Source organism: Methanofervidicoccus sp. A16 (genome assembly GCF_003351865.1).
GTDB lineage: Archaea > AGJL01 > Methanococci > Methanococcales > Methanococcaceae > Methanofervidicoccus.
In genome coordinates, this window is sequence record NZ_CP022242.1 from 1,179,953 (window position 1) to 1,206,558 (window position 26,606).

The following is a 26,606-nucleotide window of genomic DNA, read 5'->3' on the forward strand; positions in this document are numbered from 1 at the left end:
TTAAGGTACCAACATTTTAGGATTTTTTTTTCGTTTTTTAATTTAATTTTTTATTTTTATAATCATTATTTTTTACTATAAATTCTCAGAGACTCTACATCTACAGTATTACTATTTTTATAATTAGTATTACTATTTATACAATATAGTCTCATAAAAGAGATAATTTTTATACATATAATTTAATAAGGGTTGTCAAAAATTTTTTTATACCATAATACCACTAATAACATTATTGAAAAAAGTAAAAAGGGCGTATAAAATGAGATACGAGAAAAGACCAACAAAGATGTTCTGCTACCAGTGTCAGGAGACTGCAAGGAATACAGGTTGTACAGTTGTAGGTGTATGTGGTAAGAAGGATAACGTGGCCAATCTTCAAGATCTTTTAGTATATACTATAAAAGGGTTAGCCTATGTGTGTGAAAAGGTAGGTAGATCCACTGAGGAGATCGATAGATATATAGTAGATGGGTTATTTGCCACAATCACAAACGTGAATTTTGACGACAGGGACATAATAGAGAGGATAAAGAGAGGTATTGAACTTAGGGAGAATTTAAAGAAAGAACTTCCTAACGGTGTAGAGTTGCCTGACTGTGCTACATGGATACCAGAGAATGAGGAGGATATCGTTGAAAAGGCCAATTCAAAAGAGGTATCTATCCTAGCTACAGAGGATGAGGATATAAGATCCCTAAGGGAGTTGATCACCTACGGAGTTAAGGGAATAGGAGCCTATCTACATCATGGTATGGTACTGGGGTACAACGATGAAAATATCCACAAGTTTATAAAGAGGGCACTTGTATCCACTTTGGACGACAGTCTATCGATGGATGATCTCTTGGCCCTTGTACTTGAAACTGGTAAGTATGCAGTAGACACCATGGCTCTACTTGATAAGGCACATACAGAGTCCTACGGACACCCTGAAATAACAGAGGTAAATATTGGAGTTAGAAACAACCCAGGTATATTGATAAGTGGTCATGACTTAAAAACCTTGGAGCAACTCTTAGAACAGACTAAGGGCACCGGTGTAGATGTATATACCCACAGTGAGATGCTACCTGCCCACTACTACCCTGCATTTAAGAAGTACGATCACTTTGTAGGTAACTATGGAGGTTCATGGTACAGACAGAGGGAGGAATTTGAGGCATTCAATGGACCGATTATAATGACAACAAACTGTCTAGTACCTCCAAAGGACAGTTATAAGGATAGGTTATATACCACAGGATGTGCCTCCTATCCAGGTGTAAAGAGGATCCCTGAGGACGAGAACGGTAATAAGGACTTCTCGGAGGTAATAGAGCAGGCTAAAAAGTGTGCTCCTCCAAAGGAACTTGAGAGGGGGAAGATAGTAGGAGGATTTGCCCACAACCAGGTGTTGTCATTGGCTGACAAGATCGTCGAGGCTGTAAAATCTGGAACTATAAGGAAGTTCGTTGTAATGGCAGGGTGTGATGGAAGACACAGTAGTAGGGAGTACTACACTGAGTTTGCAAAGGCTCTACCAAAGGACACTGTAATACTTACAGCAGGATGTGCAAAGTATAGATACATAAAGTTGGACTTAGGGGATATAAACGGTATTCCAAGGGTGTTGGATGCTGGACAGTGTAACGACTCCTACTCCCTGGCAGTGGTAGCCCTCAAGTTGAAGGAGGTATTTAATTTAGAGGATATAAATCAACTACCGATTGCGTACAACGTAGCATGGTATGAGCAGAAGGCAGTGGCAGTACTCTTAGCACTACTCTACTTAGGAGTTAAGAATATCCTCCTAGGACCTACACTACCGGCCTTCTTATCTCCAAATGTGGCAAAGGTACTTGTAGATAAATTTGGAATTGGGACAATCTCAACTGTAGAGGAGGATATTAAAAAGTTGATATACGATGAGAAATAATTATTATTAAATTTTTTATTATTATTTTTATTATTTTAATAATGAAAGGGATAATATGATAGAGAAGGTCTATAAATTTACTAGGGAATCTGATACAAAGGTTGTAGAGAAGATAGTAAACACCGAAGACGTTCAGATCATCCATATGATATTCCCTAAGGGAGAGGGTACTCCTAAACACTACACCAACTCTAACGTCCATCTTATAGTTGTAAGGGGGGAGATGACTCTAACGTTGGAGGATGGAGAACCAAAGGTTTATCCCGCTGGAACAATAATATACATACCCTTCAATACAAAGATGATCGCCCAAAATTTAACTTCAGATATTTTGGAATTCTTCGTAATCAAGGCGCCTCATCCCTCAAAGATCGGAGGACCAGAAGAACCCATCAAAGTAGACGATTAAATAGTTAAATTTATATATCTATTATTAAAACTCCTAATCAAAAACAAAAAATGGTGAATAGATGCCCAGTGTAACGATAGATTACCAGACATGTAAAGGCGCCAAAGAGTGTGGAGAGTGTTATCATAACTGTCCAATGGAGGTTTTCGCCGTTGAGGGAGATAAGGTAGTTGTAGCCAATGAGGAGGAATGTACAGGTTGTGGTGTCTGTGAGGATGTCTGTCCAACAGGTGCTGTTAAGGTAAAATTTGAGTAAAATCTTTAATTTTTTATTTTTGTTTATTTATATATTTATATAAATAATTGGTGAAATTATGGATAATCTAAAGGAGATTATGTTAAAGATAATATGCAACAAGATAAAGATGACAGTTCTTGCAAAGTTCCTCTCTATAGAGGAGTACCGTAGTAATATATTGGAGGATTTTTCTGAGGTTCAGAGGGAAGGGGTTGAAACACTATATGAAAAGTACCTTATCTACTACGGGAAACCTGATATAAAATTTGAGGTAGATTCTAAGGAGAATATAATGGATATCTTAGGGGAAACTATTGAACTGGAGAAAACCTTTGCAAAAAGAATAGGGGCAAACTTTGGAATCAGACAGAGTGTTATTCATAACTTAGCAGAGGATGAAAAATACTATTACCATTTGAAAAAGTTGCTGTCGAAAGATCTTCAAGAGTAAATTTTTAATTTTTGGGTAATCTTTTAGAGTAATCTTTTTCTGGAAGTTCTTTTCTTGTTATGATGAAGAATATTAAGTTTTTAATAAGGTTTTTAACAATGTCTGTTCTGTTGTAAGAATTTCGGCCATTATTTTAAAATTTATATACCTACGCCTCTCTCTTTTTTATAAATCATTAATAAATCCTAGGTTTCATTAATAACCTTATAATTTGCTTTAATAAAATTAATAATACCCTAGTTCCCGTCAAAAGGATAGTTTAAAAAATAATAAAAATAATTATAAAAATAATAAAATAAAGAATAATATTTAAAAAACAGAAAACTCTTATCATCCTAGATACAGAAAATTTTAAAATAAATATTGAAGGAGAACGATCCTCTGTATATCTTTTAATACATGAATTCAGAGTAAGATCTCCTATCCTACCTAAGTGATCAGAAAGATCCTAGAATGTTTAATAGTTTTTATATGATTTTATACTGATTATTTTCATTATGATTTTTATTAATAATGATTATTATTATTTTCATTATTCTTTTAATCGCTACTTGGTGGGAACTAAGGTTTAATAATATAATTAAAATAATATAAAAACATCTAAATAAATAAAATTTAAAAAACTGATGTAATACCACAAAACAGATAAATATCGTTTCAACGTTGCCGGATCACTACCTCTATCGACGATAAAATTTTACCAACCCTTAACATCTCTGTCGTAGCCTATAATAACACTTAATATCTAATTTCCAGTATAACTGGGGGACCCATCACCTTTCTAACATTCCATAGGTTTAAAGCCTAAAATCTCTGTAATTTCTACACTCTTTAACGATTTTATTTTTTCTATTTTATTTATTATAAAAATGATAAAGAGCAAAGAAGGGACTGGGCTTTACAGATAAATTTAGATTTTATATGGAACATACTTTAAATATTAAATTTATTATAAAGTTTAGTTTAACTTTAATAAAGTTATTTATATAGAAAAATAAAAATTGGGATCTTTATGGTAAGAATAGCCTTTGTATCTACTGTGGATAGTGACGACTTAGTTTTTGAAGAAGCGTATGAGAAAGTTAAGGATTATCTAGAATTTAAAATATTAAAAAATGATTACAGCGAAAAGGAGTTTAAGGAGTTTCTAGAGTTTGTTAAAAAATCTAATATAGTATTTACAAAACTTATGGGAGGAAAAGACGCCTTTAAGGGTTTCGATGAATTGAGGAAAGTTACTGAGGAGTATAACATTCCATTTTTACCTCTACCTACAGTAAATGAAGTACATCCTGATCTCTTAGAGGCTACCACTGTAGATGATGAGGTTAGGGAAAAGGTAATGAAGTATCTAAGTTACGAGGGAGTTGAAAACTATAAGAACTTACTTCTATATTTAGCAAGTACCTTTGGAGACAGTTCTATAGAATACGAGGAGCCAAAACCTACACCTTGGCAGGGAATTTATTATAAGGGGAGATACTTCGAGGATTTAGAGGAGTATCTATCGTTCTTAGGTGTATCCAAGGAGGAGTTAAAGAAAAAGCCCACTGTTGGAATACTCTTCTATAGAAACTGGTTTATTGCAAACAACATCGACTACGTAGATTACCTAATAGATACCATCGAGAGGAAGGGAGGTATTCCTATTGGGATATTCTCCTCCCATCTAAAAAATGATTTGGGGGCACTTGGTACCTTGGAGACATTTAGGAGGTACTTCTACATAGATGGAAAACCTGTGATAGATGTTCTAATAAATACAACGATGTTTACACTATCCATGGGTATAAGGGATGACTACTTAGAGGAACCTCAATTTCTGAAGGAACTTAACACACCGATATTACAGGGTATAATATCTACTGGATACATCGAGGAGTGGGAGAGATCTGAGAGGGGCCTTAATCCCATAGATCTCGTTATCGGTATGGCGATGCCTGAGTTTGACGGGGCGATAATACACTTCCCTATAGGGGGGAAGAAGAAGGTTAAGGAGGGTAGAGTTGGGGTTCCTATTGTAAAGTACAAACCTATTAGGGATAGATGTGAGAAGATAGTAGATTTAGCATTGAAATACGTAGATCTGAAGTTAAAGGATAACAGGGATAAGAAGATTGCAATAGTATTCCACAACTATCCACCGAGAAACGATAAGATCGCATCTGCCTTTGGGTTGGACAGTCCAGAGAGTGTAGTTAATATACTGAAGGAGTTGAGGAGAAGGGGTTTCCTTGTGGAGAGGTTGTATAGTAGTGGGAACGAACTTATTGAGGAGATTCTGGATCATGTAACTAACGATATAAGGTTTCTAACTGAGGAGAAGATAAAGAGAACTGTGGATAAGATAGATAAAAAAACCTATGAGAGGTGGTTCAACAGTCTATCTGAGAGGGTTAAGAAGGAGTTAATAGAGCATTGGGGCTCTATACCTGGAGATGTTATGAACTTCAGGGGAGAGTTGATAATCCCAGGTATAATAAATGGAAATATATTCATATCCCTTCAACCACCAAGGGGCTTTGGAGAGGATCCATCGAAGATATACCACTGTCCAGATCTACCTCCATCCCACTACTATATCGCATTCTACAAGTGGATCAGGGATGTCTTTAAGGCAGATGCTGTTATCCACGTGGGGAAGCATGGTAGTTTAGAGTGGCTACCTGGGAAGTGTGTTGGACTCTCAAAGGACTGTTATCCAGATATAAATATGGAACTTCCAAATATCTACCCCTATATTGTAAATAACCCTGGTGAAGGTACCCAGGCAAAGAGGAGATCCTACGCTACAATAGTATCCCATCTAATACCTCCTATGACTATTTCGGATCTCTATGGAGAACTCTCTGAACTGGAAGGGTACATAGGGGAGTACTACGAGGCTGAGGGTAGGGAGAAAAAGGAGTTTTTAAGGAAGAAGATACTGGAGAAGATTAAGGAGTTAAAACTAGATGAGGATCTCATAGATGGGAGGATTATAGAGAGGGTAGATATTGAATTTGAGGATCTACTGGATAAGATCCATGACTATATAGAGGAGATAAAGTACAGGCAGATAAACGATGGACTCCATATTATGGGGGCGCCCTTGGAGGGGGAGAGGTTAATAAACATGATATTTATGATAATAAGGTATCAGTTTGACTACTTGAAGAGGATTTCAGAGGTGCTAAATTACAACTGGGAGGAGTTGAATGAACATCCAGGTAGGTATCAGAAGTTGATAGATGAGGTGTATAAATACGGTATATCCCTCCTTCAGGAGTACAGTAGATACAACTTCCAGGAGGAATATATAGATAGATTGAAAACCCTTCCTGTAAATGAGGACTTAAGGGACGTTTTAAAGGTTGTATCTAAGATATACAGAAACTTGATGAGGGTGGAGGAGGAGATAAAACATACAGTAGATGCCCTTGAGGGGTGTTATGTGCCTCCAAGGGTGGCTGGGGCTCCCACTAAGGATATAAATTGTCTTCCAACTGGGAGGAACTTCTACTCCTGTAATCCTCAGGAGATACCTACAAAGTCGGCATACGAGATGGGGAAGAGACTTGCAGAAGATCTTATAAAGAAGTACTTAGAGGAGGAGGGCAAATATCCAGAGTACTTGGGGATAGTAATATGGGGATCTCCCACCATGAGGACGAGGGGGGATGATATTGGGGAGGTACTGTATCTCTTAGGGGTTAAACCTGTATGGAACAAGATGGGGAGGGTTGTAGGTATCGAGGTAATTCCATTGGAGGAGTTGAAGAGGCCTAGGATAGACGTTACACTGAGGGTAAGTGGGTTATTCAGGGACACCTTCCCACAGGTTATTGAACTTATAGACGAGGCTATAAGGAAGGTTGCAAACCTTCCAGAGCCTGAGGAGATGAACTTTGTTAAAAAGCACTACAGGGAGGAGGTTGAGGAGAAGATAAAAAAGGGTATAGATGAGAAGATAGCAAGGGAAACTAGTCTCTATAGGATATTCAGTGATAAACCAGGTACCTATGGGGCAGGGGTTGCCAATTTAATAGACGAGAAGAACTGGAGATCTATAGAGGATTTGGCCAAGGTTTATGTTGAATGGGGAGGATACGCCTACGGTAAAGGTATTTATGGGGTAGATGCGAGGGAGGAGTTTATAAACCGTCTATCTAAGATAGAACTAACTGTAAAGAATGAGGACTCTCAAGAGTGGGATATCTTCGAGGGGGATGACTTCAACAGTTATCATGGGGGATTGATCGCTGCAGTTACCTACTACTCAGGGAAACAACCTAAGAGTTACGTTGGAGATACCTCTAACAGGGAGAGGATAAAAACGAAACATCTGAAGGAAGAAGGAAAACTTATATTCAGAAGTAAGGTAATGAATCCAAAGTGGATTGAAGGTATGAAGAGACATGGATATAAAGGGGCTGCAGACTTCTCCAAGTATATAGACAACATATTCGCCTGGGACTGTACCTCCAACATCATCGACGACTGGATGTACGAGGAGATCGCTAATAGGTACGTATTTGATAAAGATATGGAGGAGTTCTTCAGGAAGAATAACCCATACGCCTTAATGAACATTACAGAACGACTTTTAGAGGCTATAGAGAGAGGTAAATGGAAGGCAGATGAGGAGATGAAGGAAAAATTAAGGAGGAAATACTTAGAGATCGAGGGGATGGTAGAGGAGAGATTATAGGATATATATTTTTTTCATTTTTTTTAATTAGAAAATACGTATTAATATTTTTTTAGCCAATGTATCGTAAACTATATATATTAGACCATATTATAATCCCTAATTAGAGTTATTAATATTACTGAAAATTATCAACTAGAGAACTAGGTGAAAGTATGATAAAGAAATTAATACTATTCCTACTTCTATTAGTAGTAGTACCTACAGTATCTGCAACAGAAGTATTTCTAGTAAGCGACAATCCAGCGGATTATGGGGGAGTAGTGAGTATTGCAAAACTTCTCAATATAACTGTGGTTAAAACTCCTTGGGGAGAATACAGCGAGGATGTACTGAATAAAATATTATCTTTGAATCCTGAGAGAGTTATTATAGTGGGAGGTCCAAGGGCAGTAGTTGATGAGTACGTGGAGAAATTGAATAGTGCTGGAATCACCGTTGAGAGAATTGGTGGAAAGGACAGATATGAAACTAACGCTAAACTTATATTGAAATTCAAAAATGCTATAAGAAATAGAGTTACTATCTGTATATGCCATGGATATGATGTACCCCTAAATGAGACGATTAACACTACTAGTACAAAACCATCTCTACTTATACTTACAAATGGTGTAAATTTAACTTTAGATCCTGAAAAGTTAAATATCTCAATAGAGGAAGTAAATGTTGTAGAGAGTCCATTATACAACTCTATACACATAGTAAAAAAGTTTGAAAAAAGAGGATTAAAAGTAAGAATAATGAAAAGACTCAAGATTGGAAAAAAGTTGGGGCTCTCTATTGATATAAATGTATCCTCTATGGGCAACACCAATAGAAGTATAAAAATAAATGTAACCACTAAAAATAATAGTATAATGATAAACGTACATAATAAGAACAACCATCCTGGTTTAAGATATCAAAACCATTCAAATGAAAGTTATACCTATAAAAACTGGACTTATACATATCACATAGATAATTATACAAAAAAGGAGGATTTAAACACTGTAGAGAACGTAACAGAGAAAATTTCCCATGTTAGTAAAAATAATGAGAGAAGAGGTAGAAGATAAAAAATAAGATTTCTTTTTATTTTTTAATTATAATTATTATAAAAAATATTTTAGAGATATATAGCAAGATTCACTCTTTTATCAGTTTTTATTTCCTTTTTAAGTTATGAAATTTTTAGTATTGAGGTTTTCGAAAAAATGTCATTTTTAATAATCTAGAATTAAAAAATTTTATAACTAAACTTTTCCAAAAACTCAGTACAGATAATATTACTTAAATGCTGGCTGTAAGGAGCAGTACATCGGTAGGGTTAAGGGCCTATATGGACATCCCTTAGTCTCCTCCTTTATCCTTTTTATTAACTCCTCAACTTTCATCTTTTCTTTATAACTTTTTTTCAAGGTGGATCTCTTCCTAACAGTAACAGTTAAGATATCCTCCTCAACTTCCTTATCCCCCACCACTACCACATAAGGAATCCAGTCCTTTCCAGCCTTTCTTATCTTTTTACCAACACTTTCATCCCTGTCGTCTAAATCTACCCTGATGTTGTTCTCCCTCAACTTCTTAACTACCTCTAAGGCGTAATCCTTATGGGCATCAGATACAGGTATTACCCTAACCTGCACTGGAGATAACCAGAGAGGTAGCATTGGAAGTTTGCCCTCCTCAAGATCCTTATAAGCCTTCTCTAGTAATGCACATATTACCCTCTCGATACTTCCAGTTGGGGAGCAGTGGAGTATTACAGGGTATATCTCCCTATCTCCATCATGTACCTTTATCTCGAACCTTTTAGCACTTTCAATATCTATCTGTACAGTAGGATTCTCAATAGGCCTACCGAGACTGTCAATTACAGCCATATCTACCTTTCCAACCCAGTAGTGCTTCCTCTCAGGTAGTAATTCAATAAGTACATCTCTTTTATACCTCTCTTTATACTTCTTTGCCAGTTTAAAGAACCACTCCCTATTCTCCTGGAAGAAGTCCTCTGTAAATCTGAATATCACCGAGTAAGATAGATCTAGATCCTCTCCAGTTTTCAGACACATCCAGAGTTGATTCTCAAACTCCTCCATAGCCTGTTCCATATCTAAACATACCGTATGCATGTCGGGCATTGTGAATGCCCTAAGTCTCTTTAAACCTACAAGTTCTCCTCTCTGCTCATATCTGAAACTGTATGTTGAGAGTTCATATAACTTTAGAGGTAAATATCTTGGAAGGATATACATATCCCTCTTCATCATGAACTGTCCAAAGCACGCCGCAAATCTAAGCATCAACTCCCTATCTCCCTGAATAAATCTGTACTGTCTCTCTCCAAACTTATCTGCATGCTCCCTTATTGCCCTGTTCTCCAAGTTGTACATAACTGGCGTCTCTACAGGCATCCCTCCATAATCTACAACAATATTATATACGTAATCTGCAAGGAGATCCCTGATAAGTTTCCCCTTTGGATACCATCTGAAGTGCCCATGATCTGAGGAGGGTTCATAGTCGCAGATCTCCTTCTCCCTTATGTACTTTACATGAGGTGGTTCTCCCTTCTCCTCTCCCTTAACCTTTATACCAAGTTCCTTGTATGCCAGAGATTTTAAATCTTCATCCTTTATAACCTCATCTATGTTATCCTCCCTTAACTCTACAAGTCTCTCTCCATCAACATCTAAGAGGTAGATCTTTGATTCACCTTTTTCCTTCTCTTTCTCCTCTTCTTTTATATCACAGGTAATCTTCCTGGACAACTCACTCAATGGATGTCCCTTACAACTGATCTTAAATGCCTTATACCATCCAAAGGGAGCCCTAAGTACGTTATAACCCATCTCTTTTAATCTTCTCTCCATCTCTACAAGTACTCTCTTTGCAACCTCTGGTGATGCTAAATCACTTGATAGATGTGCATAGGGATAAACTACTATGTTATTAACTTTGAGATTTTTAGCAACTTTTATTATCTCATTTAGTGCATTTTTTACAACTGCCTCCTGATCCTTTTCATCTTCTTTTTCAACTGCGGTGAATACTGTCAGACATTCCTCCATTCTTCCCTCTAATCTATCAGTATCCTCGGCAATCTTTGTTTTTTCTGTAGTTTTAAATTCTAAATAGTCAGAGTGTATCAGTAGTAGTTTCACACTATCCCTCTTTCTTTGTAGATGTTAGACAGTTTAACAGTTATAGATGTTTAGCAGTTTTATACTTTTTATAACAAGATTATATTAGTTGTTCCTTAAAATAATAAAAAAGTGATCAATAACAACTTAGATTAGATTATTATTATATATTTGCTTAAAGCGTTTAACAATTTTTAGAGATTTTTCTTTTATAATAACTCCAGTTCCTATCAAGATTATGATTAGAAGAATAATAATAAAATAAACAAAAATAAGTTCTCATTCTCCTAGGCTACACTGGATACTGGAAAAACGTAGAATTTCTTTTTAATTTCTTTTTTAGTTTTTTTTATTCTTTTATTTTTTATAATTTTTATCACAATTATTTTTTATTAAAATCTATCCTTCAAACTCCCCTTTTTTCCACCTATCTATTATCTCCTTAACAATATCGTAGGAACTATGAAAGGGACACTTTACATATTCCTTACATCTTACAACTTCAACATCTAAGTTATGTTTTTTTAACTCCTTCTTTAACTGATCTGCATCAAAAGTTTTCTGATCTGGACCTAAGACTATAACATCTGGTTTAATATTTAAAATAGGTTCCAACTTGTTATTCAAACTACCAAGTATAGCCTTATCTACAGGTTTAAGTGTCTCTACCATAAACCTACGTTGTTCCTCTGGTATAATAGGTTTTCTTCCCTTAATTTTTTTAACAGTTTCATCCCTAGCCACTATAACGATCAGTTTGTCTCCTAAACTCTTAGCATATTTGAGAGTATTGTAATGTCCTGGATGTAAAATATCAAAGGTACCTGCCGTTACTACTATCTTTTCTCTTTTCATAGCACTCACAAATAGGTTATAAAAAAATAAGAAATCCTCCCTAAAAAAGCCTAAGTATTAAAAAATAGTACTTTAAACATCTATACACTCCCCAACCTTAGGCACAATCACTTTAACTCCCATTTCCTCTACTTTCTTCACCATATCTGTAATATCCTGCTCTATCAGTGGGAAGGTGTTGTAATGCATAGGTATAAACACTTTTGGATTCAGAAGTTCTACAGCCTTCACCGCCTCCTCTGGTCCCATTGTATATCTTCCACCTACTGGAAGTAGTACCACCTTTGGACTGTATATCTCTCCTATAAGTTTCATATCCCCAAAGAGTCCAGTGTCCCCTGCATGATAGACTCTGTCGTTGATTATATACCCCCCAGGTACTCCACCAGGAGTATTCTCATCTATATCTGAGGAGTGCTCCGCCTTAACCATTGTCAATTTTGAGTTCTTTATCTTGATAGTCCCTCCTATGTTCATTCCCTCTGCAACTACTCCCTGTTTACCCAAGTATACAGAGATCTCATGGTTAGATACTACAGGTATGTTGTACCTCTTGGAAATCTCCACAGTATTCCCAATGTGATCACTGTGTCCATGGGTTACTGCTATAACTTCAACTCCTTCAACAACTCTGTCGTAGTCTATACTACATAGTGGATTTGGGATGAAGGGATCTACCAGTACTCTATCTATTTTAAAACATGCATGGCCGTACCAACATATCATACTAACACCCCATAGAGTTATAAATGGTGCCCCTGTCGGGATTTGAACCCGAGTCTGCGAATCCGCAGTTCGCAAGCATATCCTGGCTAGCCCACAGGGGCATATTATAATAGATATGGTAGATAGACACCACATTACAATAGAATATGCCAATTGATATATTAATTTTTTCATTGGGAGTATCCTTCAGTACTCGAAGTGTACTACAGGAGGTTATGCCACTGCTTACAAATACTGGTGGAATGGAGTTCTTTCTAAATTAAGATTAACATCTATAGTTGGATGCCATAACCTACATATATTAAAAATTTAAAATAAAAAAATAATAATTAAAAATAAAACAAAGAAATTAAAGGCAAAAAAATAAAATATATCTTCCTATGTTATTCTCTCCTAAAAAATGCCTCTGGACGCTTGGAAAGGAGTGAATTCTCTTCGTTAAATATACTAATCTCTAGTGTTTAGAACTTTCTAAGGGCTGAATGATGGGTTTTTATCTCAATTTATTTTTATTATTTATTATTATTTTATTTTAGATTATTATAGTTGTTCATTTCCCTTACACAGTTTTACAAACTCTTCAACTAATTCCTTTTTTATCCTACCGTTGTTTCTATCTCCCTTAGTACACACCGCTCCCCTAACACCTACTATATCACAACCTATTTCCTTCAACGCAGGTATATCTTCCTTTCTTATAGAACCTGCCAATGCACATTCAAGACCATACGTGTGAACTTCCTCCACAAATTCAGAGAGTAGATCCTTGCTCAAATGATCAAATAATCTCTTTCCATCTTTAATTGCTGTATCCAACATTGCAACGTCACAGCCTGAATCTCTAGCAACTTTAGGTATTATAAGGGGATCCACAGATCCTACTCTGTAGGCATCGGCATACCCTGCAGCCACTACTATTTTATCCTCGTCAATGTCTTTAACAGCCCTTACCACCTTCTCCATTACATCCACAGATTCCCTGTAAGACCTTGTTCCATAGAGTCCAACTTTTATATAGTCTGCCCCACTTACAGCAGCCCCAACTGCTGCAAGGGCCACTGTTCCAGGTTTGTAAGGTACATCCCCCACTGTTGCACTAACTAGGCGATCCTTGGGGGTAATGTCTCTAATCTCCCTTATCACCCATGGGAAGTTTGCTCCTAGAGAACCCTCCAATGGATTTTTAACATCTATAATATCTGCTCCACCTTCAATGGCCTCTTTAGCCTCCTCTTTATCCTTTGGACTGATAAGTACTATCATCTATTCACCTATCCTGAAGTGTTTTAATAAAAATTTAAAAATATGATATTTAAAATTTTTACTATTAAACTTTATGATATTAAAATCAAAAAATAGTTTTTCAATTATCCAAGTTTCACATGATACTTTAAGTTATTATCTCCATCTGGGAACAACTCAGGATGTATCATCTTAGCGTAATCCTCCATGTATCCAATAGGATCCCTTGCCTCCCATACGTAGTAATCTGGTTTTGATACGTAGAATCTTCCCTCTTTAAAGGCCTTAAAGTTTTCAAATCCTGAGGTTGGATATACATTCAATAGATCTTCTTTCTTTGTGATCTTTTTAGTTGTTCGTAGTATAACTATATCGGCATTTCTTGCCCTCTCTATGAAAGTCTCAGGGTCTATTTTTGTAGAACCTGTTCCAGGAATGTCGCTGAATACATATTTACCATGGAATTGATCTATCAACTTTGCATAGAAGTTCTGAGCCTCGGGAACAGAGGGTGTACTTGTATCACTCCATTTCCAGAAGTTGACGACAGTTGGATAGTTGTCTGATTTACTTACTGTTCTCAATAAATTATTTCTTTCATACCAAGCTCTCTGGAAGTATTCATTTGCCTCCTTGTATGCATCCTCACCCCAGAAGGTCGCAACAAATTTTGCCCACTCTATTCTTCCAAGGTATGTAGGTTCTTCGTAGGTGAAACACCTTGCTACAGTTATACCTAACTCCTTTAGTTTCGTCTCCATCTCATCATGGGTGGCCCAATCTCCTAGGAATACTATATCTGGAGATATGTTAAGTACCACTTCGTAGTTCATGCTCTTAGCAGAACCAGTATTTAGTACCTTACCTTCTTTATAAAGTTCCGTAAGTTTAGGAGACTTATGTATAGCATATTTAGGAGCTCCTTTTATGGTATCGTGATACTTATTTAGAATATCCGCCGTGGAGATAACAGGAGAATAAAATACAGTAACTATTCTCTGTACAGGAACTGTTATCTTTGTCGCACCTGGAATATCTGGCCCTGTACTTCCATTCATCACCAATAAAAATTTATTCCCTTTGGAATCTTCTAAATAACAGTATCCATTATCCCAGTTTGGTTCTAAGATGAATTTTTCGGCAAATACTACAGGACTTCTGAATCTGTCGTAGTTTTTAAATAGAAACACCACATCTGCAATGTTTATGGTGTTATCACAGTTTAGATCTCCTTCTTCAAGAGGCACCTCTCTGTTTTTAAATAGATAAACCACATCAGCAATATTTACATCTCCATCTCTGTTTATATCTCCCATCTGGAGTCCAAAGGATATGGGGATTGATGTTAGTGCTATTAGAGACAGGATAATAAAGTGAGATATACTCCTCATTGGTATTCACCTTGTAATACTTTATTTAAAATTAGTAATATACGATACTACCTATTAGTTAAAATATATTTATAATTTACGATAAATGTTAAAAATAATATTACCAATATATTAAAAAATAACTACTTCGCTTAAAATAAAAATAATATCAAAGGAAAGACGTTGTCTTATACTTAATAAAAAAGAATAGAGTCAAAATCAGATAATTGACCAATAGAATTCTATCTCGCTTTTTAGTTCTTAGAGTGTTCTAAGAATATCTCAATTTTAGTCTAAAAAATAGCCTTATTCATAAATAAACATTTTATATGATTTAAAATGTTAAAAACCCCTATTTAAACATTTAAAGGTATTAGTTTATATATTACTATAAAAGTAAGATTATATTATAAAAGAATAGATTTTACACTAAATTAAGAGGTGACTTCTGTGGCTCAGACTATAGATATTACACCAACTACCAGACATGAAGGTCATGCTAAATTAATACTAGAGGTCGATGAAGAAGAATTAGTAAGTAGGGCCTACTATATAAATACTACCCCAGTAAGGGGCTTTGGAACTATGTTGGTAGGAAGACCTGCTGAATTTGCCCCAATTGCAGTTATGAGAATATGCGGTATATGTCAAACTACCCATGGTATAGCCTCCTGTAGTGCAATTGAGGATGCAATCGGTTGTGAGATACCAGATGATGGACTTTTATTAAGAGAACTGGTAGGATTAGGAAATAGAATGCACTCCCATCCACTTCATCACTTACTAACTATCGAGGATTTTGTGAAACCTGAAGAAAAAGATCTAAAAATTGACACTATAAAACTTATCCAGAGGATGAGGAAGGTTGGACAGTTAATAGTGGATATTGTAGGAGGAGAAGGCATCCATCCTCCAAATATCGTAATAGGGGGTATGAGGACAAATATCTCTGAGAGGGCCAAAGCAAAGTTGTACTATGCATTAAAACAGTACGAAAAAGATGCTTATATGATGTATGAAATATATGAGGGATTGATAGAGAGATACTTGGAAGAGGTTGGTATTCCAGATCTAGGATCCCATGACTACCCATATATAGCATCCCATACAACCTACGGAGACAAGTACGCTATAAACTGGGATGGTGTGGTGGAGATACCACCTCAGAGATACTATAAAGATAGTAAAATTGGAGAAAGTACTTCAGTGATGATACCTCTCTACGAAGGTGTTCCTGCAGAGGGAGGTCCAAGGGCTAGGTTAGTTAAATTTGGGAACTTTAGAACTGGAGGAAGTGCGATGGATATAAACATTGCAAGGGCTAAGGAGAACTTAGGGGCAGTGTATAGGGCTATGGAGATACTAGATGAGTTGGATATAAATGGAAAGACTAGAACAACACCTGAATACAGGGACGGTTTTGGTATAGGTGTCCATGAGGCACCAAGGGCTACAAATACCCACTTTGCAGAGGTTGGGAAAGATGGAAAGATTAAGTCTTACAAGATTATAGCAGCATCAACCTGGAACTTCCCGATAGTTGAGAAGGCTATTGAGGGCTATCCTCATCAGTATGCAGAGGTTATAATGCGTGCCTACGACATATGAGCATCATGTGCAACCCATGTAATTGTGAAAGATGAAGAGAGTAAAGAGATAATAGAGATAAGAAGAATTTAAGACTCGAGGGGAACCATCTCTGGACCCGAGAGTCTAATAAAGGTAATAACATGGAGAATTTAAACCCATCCTACTTTAAGGAAATAATGGTTTTAGGCTGTGGAAATATCCTATTTGGAGACGACGGTTTCGGCTATCATGTGATAGAGAAACTTAGAGATCTACTAACGGAGGAGGAGAAAAAAAGAGTAGCCCTTGTAGATGCAGGGATAGGGGCACCTCACCAGGTACTCTCCCTTATAGATGACACCACTAAAACGAAGAAGATAATCGTTGTAGATACTATAGATTACAACCTAAAACCTGGGGAGATAAAGATATTAAAAAAGGAGGATCTACCAGATCCTAAGAGCTCTAGGTTGGATATACATAACTGGCCTTTAGCCAGTATCTTAAAGGAGATATGTGAAAAGTACAATATAGATCTCCTTGTGGTAGGTTGTCAGGGGAAGTATGTACCAAAACCTGATGTGTACATTGGACTTAGTAAAGAGGTTAAGGAGAGTATCGATAAAGCAGTGGAGATAATCCTAAAGGAGATAAGAAAGAACAATAGAGAGGGATAAAATGGAGGATAAAAAGATAACTGTAGCACATGTACAGTTATGTAGTTGCTGTGGATGTTTAATATCTCTAACAGATACTTACGAGAAACTTTTAGACGTTCTAAACAATATAGATCTTGTATACTGTCAGACACTGATGGATGTAAGGAAGATCCCTGAGGCAGATGTTATCTTAGTAGAAGGTGGTGTATGTCTAGATGATCACCATGCCATGGAGATGGCGAAGAAGGTTAGAGAAAAGGGTAAAACAGTGGTAGCCTTAGGTGCATGTGCAGCGGTAGGAGGTATTATAAGATTCACCAAAGGAGGACAGATGCCTAAACCTGTTCAGGGTTCTTTCTCCTCTCTAGCAGAGGTAATAAAGTGTGATCTGGCAATACCTGGATGTCCACCATCTCCAGAGTTAATAGTAGATGTGATCACTGCAGTTATAAAGGGGGATGCCGAGTATCTAAAGCCCTTTGTTAAATATGCAGAGGGTAAAAGTGAAGCCTGTGGATGCGATCTGATAACTAACGTTATAAACAAATCCCTATGTATGGGATGTGGCGTCTGTTCAGCCTCCTGTCCAACAAGGGCCATAGAGATGGTTGATGGGAGACCATTAGTATCCTCCCAACTCTGTATAAAGTGTGGAGTATGTTCCTTCCAATGTCCAAGAATCGAAGGTTAATAGAAAAGGGCATCTAACAATTAATAATTTATAATTTTTACCAGGTGATTTCATGGAACCTCTGGGAAGTTATAAAAGCATAATATCAGCAAGAGCTACAGATAAGAGGATACTTAAGAGATCTCAAGATGGAGGTATAGTCTCTGCAGTGTTCATATACGGATTGGAGAACAACCTCTTAGATGGAGTTATCGTAGCAGATAAGGAGGAGAACTTTAAACCTGTACCAAAGGTTGCCACCACACCTGAGGAGGTATTGGAGGCAGCAGGTACTAAATATACAGTATGTCCAAATCTCAGTGTTTTAAAAAGTGCTGTAAGGGAGTACGCCTGTGAAAAGATCGGGGTAGTTGGTACACCATGTCAGATAATATCCACGAGGAAGGCTCTTAAGTATCCAGTAGGATTTCGACACTTAAAGGACAAGGTTAAACTACTTCTAGGTATATTCTGTATGGAGAACTTCCCATACATGGGTATGAAAACTATAGTAGAGGAACTCTGTGGTGTGAAGTTGGAGGATGTAGTGAAGATGGATATTGGAAAGGGTAAATTCTGGGTTTATACAAGGTGGGGAGAGACAAAATCCATTAAACTGAAGAAAACCCACCCCTATGAACAGACATCCTGTCATGTATGTACAGACTATACTGCAGAGTTGTCAGATATCTCAACAGGTTCAGTAGGTAGTCCAGACGGTTGGAGTACTGTGATTGTAAGAAGTGAGAAGGGAGAGGAAATCATTAATAAAATGATAGAGGAAGGTTATTTAGAAACTAAACCTGTAGATGAGGGTAAGTTTGGATTAGGTATACTTAAGAAACTTGCACTTACTAAAAAGGAGAAAAATATGAAGGAGATCGAGCATAGGAAGGAGTTAGGATTGCCTGTACCACCTCATACATGTCATTAATCTTTATTTTTTGTAATTAAAAATAAGTGAATTCACCTTTGTTCTCTAGAGTCCCTTATATTTTTATTTTTATATATCCATTAATTTTTATTTTTTAATAATTATAATAATTATTATTTAGGATTTTAAATTGAAATATATTTTTTACATAAATTTTTACAATATTGTTCAGATAGGATTATTAATCATCCCTTTTTGTGGTAAGATGAAACTATCTCCAAAAACACTTAAAAAGAGTATATACAACCCTAAAATATACAACACCCTTGAAATACTAGGGATACTCTGTACCTTAGAAATACTTATCTCCTTTATTCTCTCAACGTACAATCCACCTTATCAACATATTCTCATAAAATTAGATTTCATATCTATATCTATTCTCTCCCTTCAATTTCTCTATAAATTAATAGGCACTAGGGATAAACTAAGATTCCTAAGAAATATCTACAATATAATCGACGCCGTAGTTATTGGAGCCTTTATTCTCTACCTTCTACAGATATGGGCCACAAATGCAATTGTTAGTTTAAGGATAATCAATACTGTTAGGGTTCTAGTACTTCTAAGAATTGTAAAGTTTAAACATCTTAGACTCAGTCGTGAGATGATAAACTTTATCACAATCTTAACCTACAGTTTTATAATATCCAGTTTTATATGGCTGGTGGAGAACGAGGCAAATCCAGGTATAAACAACTTTGCAGATGCTTTCTACTTCACAGTGATATCTCTGACTACAGTAGGGTATGGAGACATTACTCCTGTAACTCCCTGGGGGAAGGGGATAATTGTACTCTCTATACTGTATCTAGTATCTGGACTTATAACTAAGATACAATCCCTCCTTTACAGAGAGTTGGAGAAAAAAAGAGGTAGAGAGTAGGCTGATCTCTATGATATTGGGTATTCATGACGGGCACAATAGCAGTGCCTCTCTAATCTCAAATAGGGGCATTGAGTATGCCATAAGTGAGGAGAGATTCACAAGGAGGAAGAATCAGAGAGGTTTTCCCTCTAACACTGTAGATTACATACTGGAAAAGACAGGAGATAGAAATACTGATCTCATCACAGTTGGAGGGATGTTCAGAAGAGGAGGGAGATTAAGATCTATAAAAGAACTTCAGAAAAGGTTAAACATTCCTATACTCTACTTCCACCATCACCTATGTCATGCTGCCCTCTACAAACTTTCAGGTTTTAAGGAGTGTCTAGTTATCACCATAGACGGTGGAGGAGATGCCCTATCTGCAACTGTTTCCATAGGTAGTAGAGAGGGTTTGGAGGTTATAGCCCAAAGTGATATAATAGATTCCCTTGGAGATTTCTACGCATCGATTACAGAGGTTTTAGGTTTTAAGCCTATGGAGGATGAGGGTAAGGTAATGAGCCTCTCCAGTTATCCTGGGGAGGAGTTAGATATAGGTGTTATTATAGACTACGACAGTAGGATAAAATCATTTAAAAATTATCTTGGGGTTGTGGGACAGGAATCTACAAAGGCGCTAAAGAGGATACTTAAGGGTTATAATATAGATCCTGAGAGTATGGACTTTAAAACTAAGGTGAGGGTTGCAAAGTACGCCCAGAGGGTACTTGAGGATATTGTGTTAAAAATGATAAAGGATTTTGCAGAGGAGACAGGTATAGACAAGGTTGTTTTCAGTGGTGGTGTAGCCCAGAATGTTAAGTTGAATAGTAGGATAGGAGAAATTTACGATGTGTTTATACCTCCCTTTATGGGAGACGAGGGCCTTTCCGTAGGTTCCTCTTTACTCATAAAAAAGGATGGGATAGATCTAAAGGATACATACTTAGGTTATAGTATATCAGATGAGAAGGTGGAGGAATTAATAGAAAAGGGACATCTTAGAGACTACAGGATTACCTACTTAGAGGAGAGGGAGATACCTGAGACTGTGGGAAATCTCCTATTGGAGGGTAAGATCCTCTGTATATGTAGGGGTAGAATGGAGTTTGGTCCAAGAGCCCTAGGTAATAGGAGTATTGTGGCACTACCAACTAAGGAGAATAGGGAAAAACTTAGTAGATTGCTTAAAAGAGATAGTTTTATGCCCTTTGCACCTACCATACTTTATGAATATGTGGAGGACTACCTTATAGATCCTAAATATAGCCCATTTATGACTATGGTATTTGAGGTTAAGGAAGATGTTAGGGAAAGAATAGAGGGTGTAGTACATGTAGATAATACAACGAGGCCCCAAACTTTAAAGAGAGATTTCAACAGGGTATATTATGACACTATAAAATATATCCACGAGTCTATAGATCTCCCAGTAGTTTTAAATACAAGTTTTAACATCCATGGAGAACCTATAGTATGTACAGAGTTAGACGGAATAAGGACTTTTAGAACTGTAGGAGATGCACTGTTATTAGGAAATTGGCTAATCGAGAAAAAAAGTATTTAAAATTAATCCTAGTTTCCATTAAAGTGGTAATTAAAAAAATTTTTATTTTTTAATTAAAATAATAATTATTATAAATAAAATAAGAGAAGAGGTAAATGATTATAAAAAAGGTTTAACAGAAAACCTGTCATACTTTATAGTTTTAATTTTTTATAATTACTACTTTAAGGAAACTAAGTTTTAATAACTCTTTCTTCCTTCATTATATATTAATAATAATAACTTAAAAAACATCATTTACTACACCACTGGTGATCCTATGTATAGATACTTTGGAACTATGGCAGATATGGGAATTATCGCTGAGGGAGAAACTCTTGAGGAGGCATTTAGAGAGGCTGCAAGGGCTCTTACTAACTTGATGGTGGATATAGACACTGTTGAAAAAAAGATTGAGAGAAAAATCACTGTTAAATCGGAAGATCTTTACAGTCTTCTCTATGATTTCCTAACGGAACTTTTGATAATAAGAGACAGTGAAGGTATCGTATTTTCTGATTTCCAAATAAAGATATACAAGGAGGATGATGGATACAGATTGGAATGTATTGCCTACGGAGAAGAGTTGGATAGAGAGAAACACACTCCTAAGGAGGATGTAAAGGCCATTACCTACCACAAAATGGAGATAGAGGAAAAGGATGGAAAATACACTATAAAGTATATAGTAGATATCTAATAAGGTGATCCTTTGATAAGTGAGGTATTCTCCTCTATAATGGGAGAGGGTAAGTACATAGGAAGGAGGTATATATTTGTTAGATTTAGAGGCTGTCCACTTCAATGTATATACTGTGATGAGAGTATCAAGGATAATATTCCCTCCAGGGTTGAGAGGAGTCCAGGGAGTGGTGCATTTCAGGAGTATCCTAATATAGAGAGGGATCTCATAGAGATCGTAAATAACTTAAAAACTCCAGATCTCTTTGCAGTATCCTTTACAGGTGGAGAGCCTCTACTACATTATAAAAAATTAAGGGAGTACTCAGAGAAACTTCAGGATTTGGGATATAGAACTCACTTGGAGAGCAACGGTTTATATCCAGAGAGGTTGTTCTTCTTCGACTACGCATCTATCGATATAAAACTACCTGAACACTTTAAGGGTTTAGATGAGAAAGAATATAGAAGGATTTACAAACTGGAGTTGGAGTCTATAAAAAAACTCTACAGTATGGGATCAGATGTATATGGGAAGGTAGTTGTTTTGGAAAACAGTGATCCAAAGGTTGTTGAAGATGTTGCAAAGGATATTTCAGATATAGGAGATATCACCTTATCTATCCAACCTGTAACTCCAATAAAGGATATTAAACCTGTTTCCCAGGGAAAATTACTAGAGATGATGAAACTATGTGGGAGGTACCTTGGGAATAACGTAATGTGTACTCCACAGATTCATAAGTATCTAGGAATGTTATAATAGGAATTTATATAATTAAAAAAAAATAAGGATAATAAAAAAATGATAAAAAAGATGGTTATAGGATCTATCCTTTTTCCAGTACTTAGAATCTCTCTTAGAAAAATAAAAACATTGGCTAAACATCTATTCCTTATTAACGGGAACTGTTTTTATATATCTCGATAAAAACCTTATTATATCTCCATCAGATACTATTCCAACGAGCCTGTTATCTTCATCTACTACAGGCAACTGGTTGATAATCTCTCCCTTATCTCCATACTCATCCATCTTTTTTATAGCGTTGATTACAGGCTCATCTGGTTTTATAGTAACTACCTCCCTAGTCATGACATCTCCAACTGTAGTATCCAAGGTATACCTATCCTCTATAAGGTTATGCCCTATATCTGTAGTGGTAACAATTCCAACTATCTTTTTATCCTTATCAACAACTGGTAGGCAACTTATTCTGTACTTTAGAAGTTTTTCAAAGGCCTTTACTATACCCTCCTCGGGATAGACGTATATAACATCAGTTGTCATAATTTCCTTTACAGCGGTAGATGTTAGATACTTCTCCAGATCTCCCATACTATCCCTTAATATAGTAAGTATTATCCCTATACTACCTACTAGTGTTTAAATATGACTATTTAACTCCGATTAAAAAAGTATTTATATGATATTTAAACATAGTAAAATAGTTAAAAAATAGTTAAAAAGGAGAATTATTCAACTACTACCTTCTCACTTTTCTCTTCCTTTTCTTTCTCTGTTTTCTCTTTTTCTAACTCCTCTATATCTATCTCAATGCTCTCCTCAACCTTTTCTCCTTTCTTCCCCAACTCTTCTAACTTCCTTGCAACTTCTATATTTTTAAAACTTATACCAAACTCTCCCTCTAATTCCATACTGCCTATCTTGAATGTTGATATCTTCAAGGTTTTATTTAAAGTAAACCTTACAATTAACTCTCTATCACATAGGGTGTCTATCAGTTTTGAGATCTCATTTTCCATCACAATCACCTTTGATATTTTTTATTTATCTATTAATATTTATCATTAAATTTATTATTATTTATATACTTTTTTAATTGTTAAATACCTGGTGAAAGGATGGCGAAGTTCATAATGGTAGTTGGTACCTCCTCAAACTGTGGAAAGACTGTAACAGTTGCAGGGCTATGTAGAATACTTGCAAATAGAGGCTACAAGGTGGCACCTTTTAAATCCCAGAATATGAGTTTAAACTCAAGGGTCTCCAAAGAGGAAGGGGAGATAGCAGTTGCCCAGTACATCCAAAGTTTAGCGGCGAAGACTGAGCCCTCTATTCACTTCAATCCAGTACTATTGAAGCCTAAGGGAAATTTCATATCTCAGGTTATAGTTCATGGAAAACCATATAGGGATATGGACTACAACGAGTACAGAAAAAATAAAGACTTCTTCTTAAAAAAGATAAAGGAGAGTTTAGAATACCTAGATAGGAATTACGACTACGTAGTTATGGAGGGGGCGGGAAGTTGTTGTGAGATAAACCTCTTAGAGGATGACATTGCAAACCTTAGGGTTCTGGAGATGGTGGGAGGGGATGCTATTTTAGTGGCAGATATAGATAGGGGAGGAGTCTTTGCGTCCCTATATGGCACAGTGTCCCTTCTACCTGAGAAATGGAGGAAACTTATAAAGGGTTTTGTGATAAACAAGTTCAGGGGAAATCTAGATGTGTTGAAGAAGGGATTAGAGAAAATAGAGGAACTTACAGGGATTCCAGTTTTAGGTGTGATTCCCTACAGGGAGGATTTTGTATTTCCAGAGGAGGACAGCCAGGTTATCCAGGAGAAGAGGGTATTTGGGAATCTAAGGAGTCCTGTTGAGGTAAATGTAATAAGGTTTTCAAAGATTGCAAACTTCACAGATATAAATCCCCTCTCTAACGACACCCTTATAAGACTTATAGACTTCCAGGAGGACATTACAGGGGATATACTTATACTACCAGGCACTCGATGTTCTACCCTTGAGGCGAAACTGATAAAGGAGTATGGGATGGATAGGAAGATAAGGGAGTTTGTAGAGAGGGGAGGTATTGTAATCGGGATATGTGGAGGATTTCAGATCCTTGGGAAGATGTTGATAGACAGGAACTTCAGTGAGGGGGATGTAGGTACCATAGAGGGTATAGGGCTTTTTAATATGGAAACAATCTTTGGAAACGAGAAGGCGATAAAGAACTCCTACGGTATTTTAGAGATAGAGGAGGAGAGATTTGAAGTATCTGGCTATGAACTCCACGAAGGTATTACTGTATCCCAGGAGAAACCTTTAATTAAAGTGATAAAAGGCTTTGGGAATAATGGGGAGGGTTTTGATGGTGCTATAAAGGTGATAGAGGTTGGAAGAGGGAAAAGAGGTTATATCCTAGGTACCTACTTCCATGGTATCTTTGAGAACTACAAGTTTAGAAACTTCATTGTAAATCTTGTAAGGAGGAGAAAGGGCCTTAAGCCTATAACTGAGGATAACTATAAAGATACCCTTGAGAGTAGTTTTGAGAAGATTGCAAAGGTTATTGAGGAGAATGTAGATCTAAGTAGAATTTTACCAGTGAATAATATTATAAAAGAGTGATGTTATTCTCTATACTAGAAAATTTTCTCTATTATTCCGATTAAAAACATAAAAAGTATTGATAACAGGATTTTTACTCTTCTTTAATGGATATTTTTTATTTTTTAATCAGTTGATTAGTGTTATAACTCCTCTGCCAACTCCTCATCTACTGGGTTAAGTTCTTCTCCTGTAATATACTTATATAACTCCCTGTAATCACATTCTACTCCTTTCTTTCTAAAGAAACTACAGATGTTTTTAACATCCCTTATAAGTAGAGGTTTAGATAGAGGATGTCTAACAACAACCCCCTGGGAGAAATCTATATAGTAGGGCTCTCCATCTTTAACAAGGATGTTGTACTCGGAGAGATCCCCATGAACCAACTCAGCATCGTTATATAGGATTTTCATATCCTTTCTTATTCTTTGATACATCTTCTCATAATCCACATCTGGAGCATCCTTCAGTCTTGGAGAGGGAATTCCCTTATCATCACATATTAACTCCATAAGGAGTACGTTCTCCCTTCTAAGTATAGCCTCTGGACTGTTAACGTAGTTATTTGCCCTCTTCAGATTTCTAAACTCCTTCTCAACCCAGGTATGTATAATCTTTCTAGTAGAACTCCTACTTAGATGAAACCTTGGATCTCCCTGGATATACTTCCACATAGTTTTAAAATCACAGGTTGCAACACGATACACCTTTACAGCCAAATATCTATCTCCTTTAATTGCAGAAAAAACTGCAGATTCTTTTCCAGAGTTTATAATACCTATGTATTCATCTACATGTTTTCCACAGAGTAAACTGTAAAGTGTAAAAAGTGTCCTACGATCAAATACTCCATCTTCCGTTTTTAAATCCTCTAAAAACTTTCTCTCCCTCTCTATTATCTTCTTCTGATACTCTTTATCTATTTCTTCTTCAAAGTTGTTGGCAGAGGATTTTTTCCTCCTCCCTATACTATCCCCCCGTTATAAGAGATCCTTTAGATATCCTTTTTTTTCCAGCCAACTAACCTGGTTCTTGGTATATCTCCATATTATATCACACTTCTTGTCAGACTGTACCTCCCAGGGAGACACTATTACAACGTCTCCCTCCTTTATCCATATCTTCCTCTTCAACTTTCCAGGGATTCTACCCATTCTAACCTTTCCATCTACACATCTAACCCTTACCCTACTGGCTCCGAGCATCTGCTCTATAACTCCCAGTATTTCATTCTGATCCTTTTTTGGTATCCTCACCCTAATTACTTCTTCCTGATTTTCCAACGT

24 protein-coding genes and 1 tRNA gene are annotated in these 26,606 nt (G+C 36.4%); 15 read left to right on the plus strand and 10 right to left on the minus strand.

Annotated features, from left to right (window positions below):
- The first annotated feature begins 262 nt into the window (after window positions 1-262).
- The 6 genes from hcp (at window position 263) to CFE53_RS05450 (ending at window position 8,767) form a co-directional block, all read left to right on the plus strand.
- On the plus strand, window positions 263-1,918 hold the full coding sequence (gene hcp / locus CFE53_RS05425; protein WP_148120840.1) for a hydroxylamine reductase: 1,656 nt from the start codon (window positions 263-265) through the stop codon (window positions 1,916-1,918).
- 55 nt (window positions 1,919-1,973) lie between these two features.
- On the plus strand, window positions 1,974-2,327 hold the full coding sequence (locus tag CFE53_RS05430; protein ID WP_148120841.1) for a cupin domain-containing protein: 354 nt from the start codon (window positions 1,974-1,976) through the stop codon (window positions 2,325-2,327).
- 61 nt (window positions 2,328-2,388) lie between these two features.
- Window positions 2,389-2,583: a 4Fe-4S binding protein gene (locus tag CFE53_RS05435; RefSeq protein ID WP_148120842.1), complete on the plus strand. Its 195-nt coding sequence runs from the start codon at window positions 2,389-2,391 to the stop codon at window positions 2,581-2,583.
- A 58-nt stretch (window positions 2,584-2,641) separates the two neighbouring features.
- A complete protein-coding gene (locus CFE53_RS05440; protein WP_148120843.1) occupies window positions 2,642-3,016 on the plus strand; it encodes a hypothetical protein in 375 nt (124 codons plus the stop codon).
- 1,012 nt (window positions 3,017-4,028) lie between these two features.
- Window positions 4,029-7,706 (plus strand): cobaltochelatase subunit CobN, encoded by a 3,678-nt coding sequence (gene cobN, locus CFE53_RS05445; protein ID WP_148120844.1) that lies wholly within the window; start codon window positions 4,029-4,031, stop codon window positions 7,704-7,706.
- A 155-nt stretch (window positions 7,707-7,861) separates the two neighbouring features.
- Complete coding sequence (locus CFE53_RS05450; protein WP_148120845.1) at window positions 7,862-8,767, plus strand: cell wall-binding repeat-containing protein; 906 nt, start codon at window positions 7,862-7,864, stop codon at window positions 8,765-8,767.
- A gap of 210 nt (window positions 8,768-8,977) precedes the next feature.
- Here the strand turns inward: CFE53_RS05450 and CFE53_RS05455 are convergent, their stop codons facing one another.
- The 6 genes from CFE53_RS05455 to CFE53_RS05480 form a co-directional block, all read right to left on the minus strand.
- The gene (locus CFE53_RS05455) at window positions 8,978-10,855 is read right to left on the minus strand and encodes a threonine--tRNA ligase (RefSeq protein WP_148120846.1); all 1,878 of its coding nucleotides are present in this window, start codon (window positions 10,853-10,855) and stop codon (window positions 8,978-8,980) included.
- A gap of 378 nt (window positions 10,856-11,233) precedes the next feature.
- Window positions 11,234-11,689: an adenylyltransferase/cytidyltransferase family protein gene (locus CFE53_RS05460; RefSeq protein WP_148120847.1), complete on the minus strand. Its 456-nt coding sequence runs from the start codon at window positions 11,687-11,689 to the stop codon at window positions 11,234-11,236.
- Window positions 11,690-11,761: 72 nt separating this feature from the next.
- Window positions 11,762-12,415 carry a metal-dependent hydrolase gene (locus tag CFE53_RS05465; RefSeq protein WP_148120848.1) on the minus strand — a complete coding sequence of 218 codons (654 nt, stop codon included), beginning with the start codon at window positions 12,413-12,415 and terminating at the stop codon, window positions 11,762-11,764.
- 24 nt (window positions 12,416-12,439) lie between these two features.
- A tRNA-Arg gene (locus tag CFE53_RS05470) sits at window positions 12,440-12,516 on the minus strand.
- A gap of 439 nt (window positions 12,517-12,955) precedes the next feature.
- Window positions 12,956-13,678, minus strand: a complete 723-nt coding sequence (locus tag CFE53_RS05475) for a (5-formylfuran-3-yl)methyl phosphate synthase (protein ID WP_148120849.1) — start codon at window positions 13,676-13,678, stop codon at window positions 12,956-12,958.
- A gap of 104 nt (window positions 13,679-13,782) precedes the next feature.
- On the minus strand, window positions 13,783-15,048 hold the full coding sequence (locus CFE53_RS05480; protein WP_148120850.1) for an ABC transporter substrate-binding protein: 1,266 nt from the start codon (window positions 15,046-15,048) through the stop codon (window positions 13,783-13,785).
- Window positions 15,049-15,477: 429 nt separating this feature from the next.
- Here CFE53_RS05480 and frhA point away from each other — a divergent pair, with 429 nt between their 5' ends.
- From frhA to CFE53_RS05520, 8 genes are all read left to right on the plus strand, one after another.
- Entirely contained in the window at window positions 15,478-16,707 is a 1,230-nt protein-coding gene (gene frhA / locus CFE53_RS05485) for a coenzyme F420 hydrogenase subunit alpha (RefSeq protein ID WP_148120851.1), read from the plus strand.
- A 50-nt stretch (window positions 16,708-16,757) separates the two neighbouring features.
- The gene (gene frhD, locus CFE53_RS05490; protein WP_148120852.1) at window positions 16,758-17,273 is read left to right on the plus strand and encodes a coenzyme F420-reducing hydrogenase, FrhD protein; all 516 of its coding nucleotides are present in this window, start codon (window positions 16,758-16,760) and stop codon (window positions 17,271-17,273) included.
- Window position 17,274: 1 nt separating this feature from the next.
- Window positions 17,275-17,946, plus strand: a complete 672-nt coding sequence (frhG, locus tag CFE53_RS05495; protein ID WP_148120853.1) for a coenzyme F420 hydrogenase subunit gamma — start codon at window positions 17,275-17,277, stop codon at window positions 17,944-17,946.
- Window positions 17,947-17,998: 52 nt separating this feature from the next.
- Window positions 17,999-18,859: a coenzyme F420 hydrogenase subunit beta gene (frhB, locus tag CFE53_RS05500; RefSeq protein ID WP_148120854.1), complete on the plus strand. Its 861-nt coding sequence runs from the start codon at window positions 17,999-18,001 to the stop codon at window positions 18,857-18,859.
- 205 nt (window positions 18,860-19,064) lie between these two features.
- Complete coding sequence (gene mvp / locus CFE53_RS05505; RefSeq protein ID WP_148120855.1) at window positions 19,065-19,745, plus strand: hyperpolarization-activated voltage-gated potassium channel; 681 nt, start codon at window positions 19,065-19,067, stop codon at window positions 19,743-19,745.
- A gap of 10 nt (window positions 19,746-19,755) precedes the next feature.
- Entirely contained in the window at window positions 19,756-21,297 is a 1,542-nt protein-coding gene (locus CFE53_RS05510) for a carbamoyltransferase C-terminal domain-containing protein (RefSeq protein WP_148120856.1), read from the plus strand.
- Window positions 21,298-21,556: 259 nt separating this feature from the next.
- On the plus strand, window positions 21,557-21,976 hold the full coding sequence (locus CFE53_RS05515; protein WP_148120857.1) for an archease: 420 nt from the start codon (window positions 21,557-21,559) through the stop codon (window positions 21,974-21,976).
- 12 nt (window positions 21,977-21,988) lie between these two features.
- Window positions 21,989-22,720 (plus strand): 7-carboxy-7-deazaguanine synthase QueE, encoded by a 732-nt coding sequence (locus CFE53_RS05520; protein WP_148120858.1) that lies wholly within the window; start codon window positions 21,989-21,991, stop codon window positions 22,718-22,720.
- Window positions 22,721-22,846: 126 nt separating this feature from the next.
- Here the strand turns inward: CFE53_RS05520 and CFE53_RS05525 are convergent, their stop codons facing one another.
- Together CFE53_RS05525 and CFE53_RS05530 are read right to left on the minus strand one after the other, a co-directional pair.
- The gene (locus CFE53_RS05525) at window positions 22,847-23,296 is read right to left on the minus strand and encodes a CBS domain-containing protein (protein WP_148120859.1); all 450 of its coding nucleotides are present in this window, start codon (window positions 23,294-23,296) and stop codon (window positions 22,847-22,849) included.
- A 137-nt stretch (window positions 23,297-23,433) separates the two neighbouring features.
- Window positions 23,434-23,724 (minus strand): hypothetical protein, encoded by a 291-nt coding sequence (locus CFE53_RS05530; RefSeq protein ID WP_148120860.1) that lies wholly within the window; start codon window positions 23,722-23,724, stop codon window positions 23,434-23,436.
- Window positions 23,725-23,823: 99 nt separating this feature from the next.
- On the opposite strand from CFE53_RS05530, the gene cobQ reads away from it, so the two are divergent.
- Window positions 23,824-25,338, plus strand: a complete 1,515-nt coding sequence (cobQ, locus tag CFE53_RS05535) for a cobyric acid synthase CobQ (protein WP_148120861.1) — start codon at window positions 23,824-23,826, stop codon at window positions 25,336-25,338.
- A gap of 122 nt (window positions 25,339-25,460) precedes the next feature.
- On the opposite strand, the gene CFE53_RS05540 is transcribed toward cobQ, so the two are convergent.
- Together CFE53_RS05540 and eif1A are read right to left on the minus strand one after the other, a co-directional pair.
- A complete protein-coding gene (locus CFE53_RS05540) occupies window positions 25,461-26,288 on the minus strand; it encodes a serine protein kinase RIO (protein ID WP_148120862.1) in 828 nt (275 codons plus the stop codon).
- Between the two features lie 12 nt (window positions 26,289-26,300).
- A complete protein-coding gene (gene eif1A, locus CFE53_RS05545) occupies window positions 26,301-26,603 on the minus strand; it encodes a translation initiation factor eIF-1A (protein WP_148120863.1) in 303 nt (100 codons plus the stop codon).
- Window positions 26,604-26,606 lie beyond the last annotated feature (3 nt).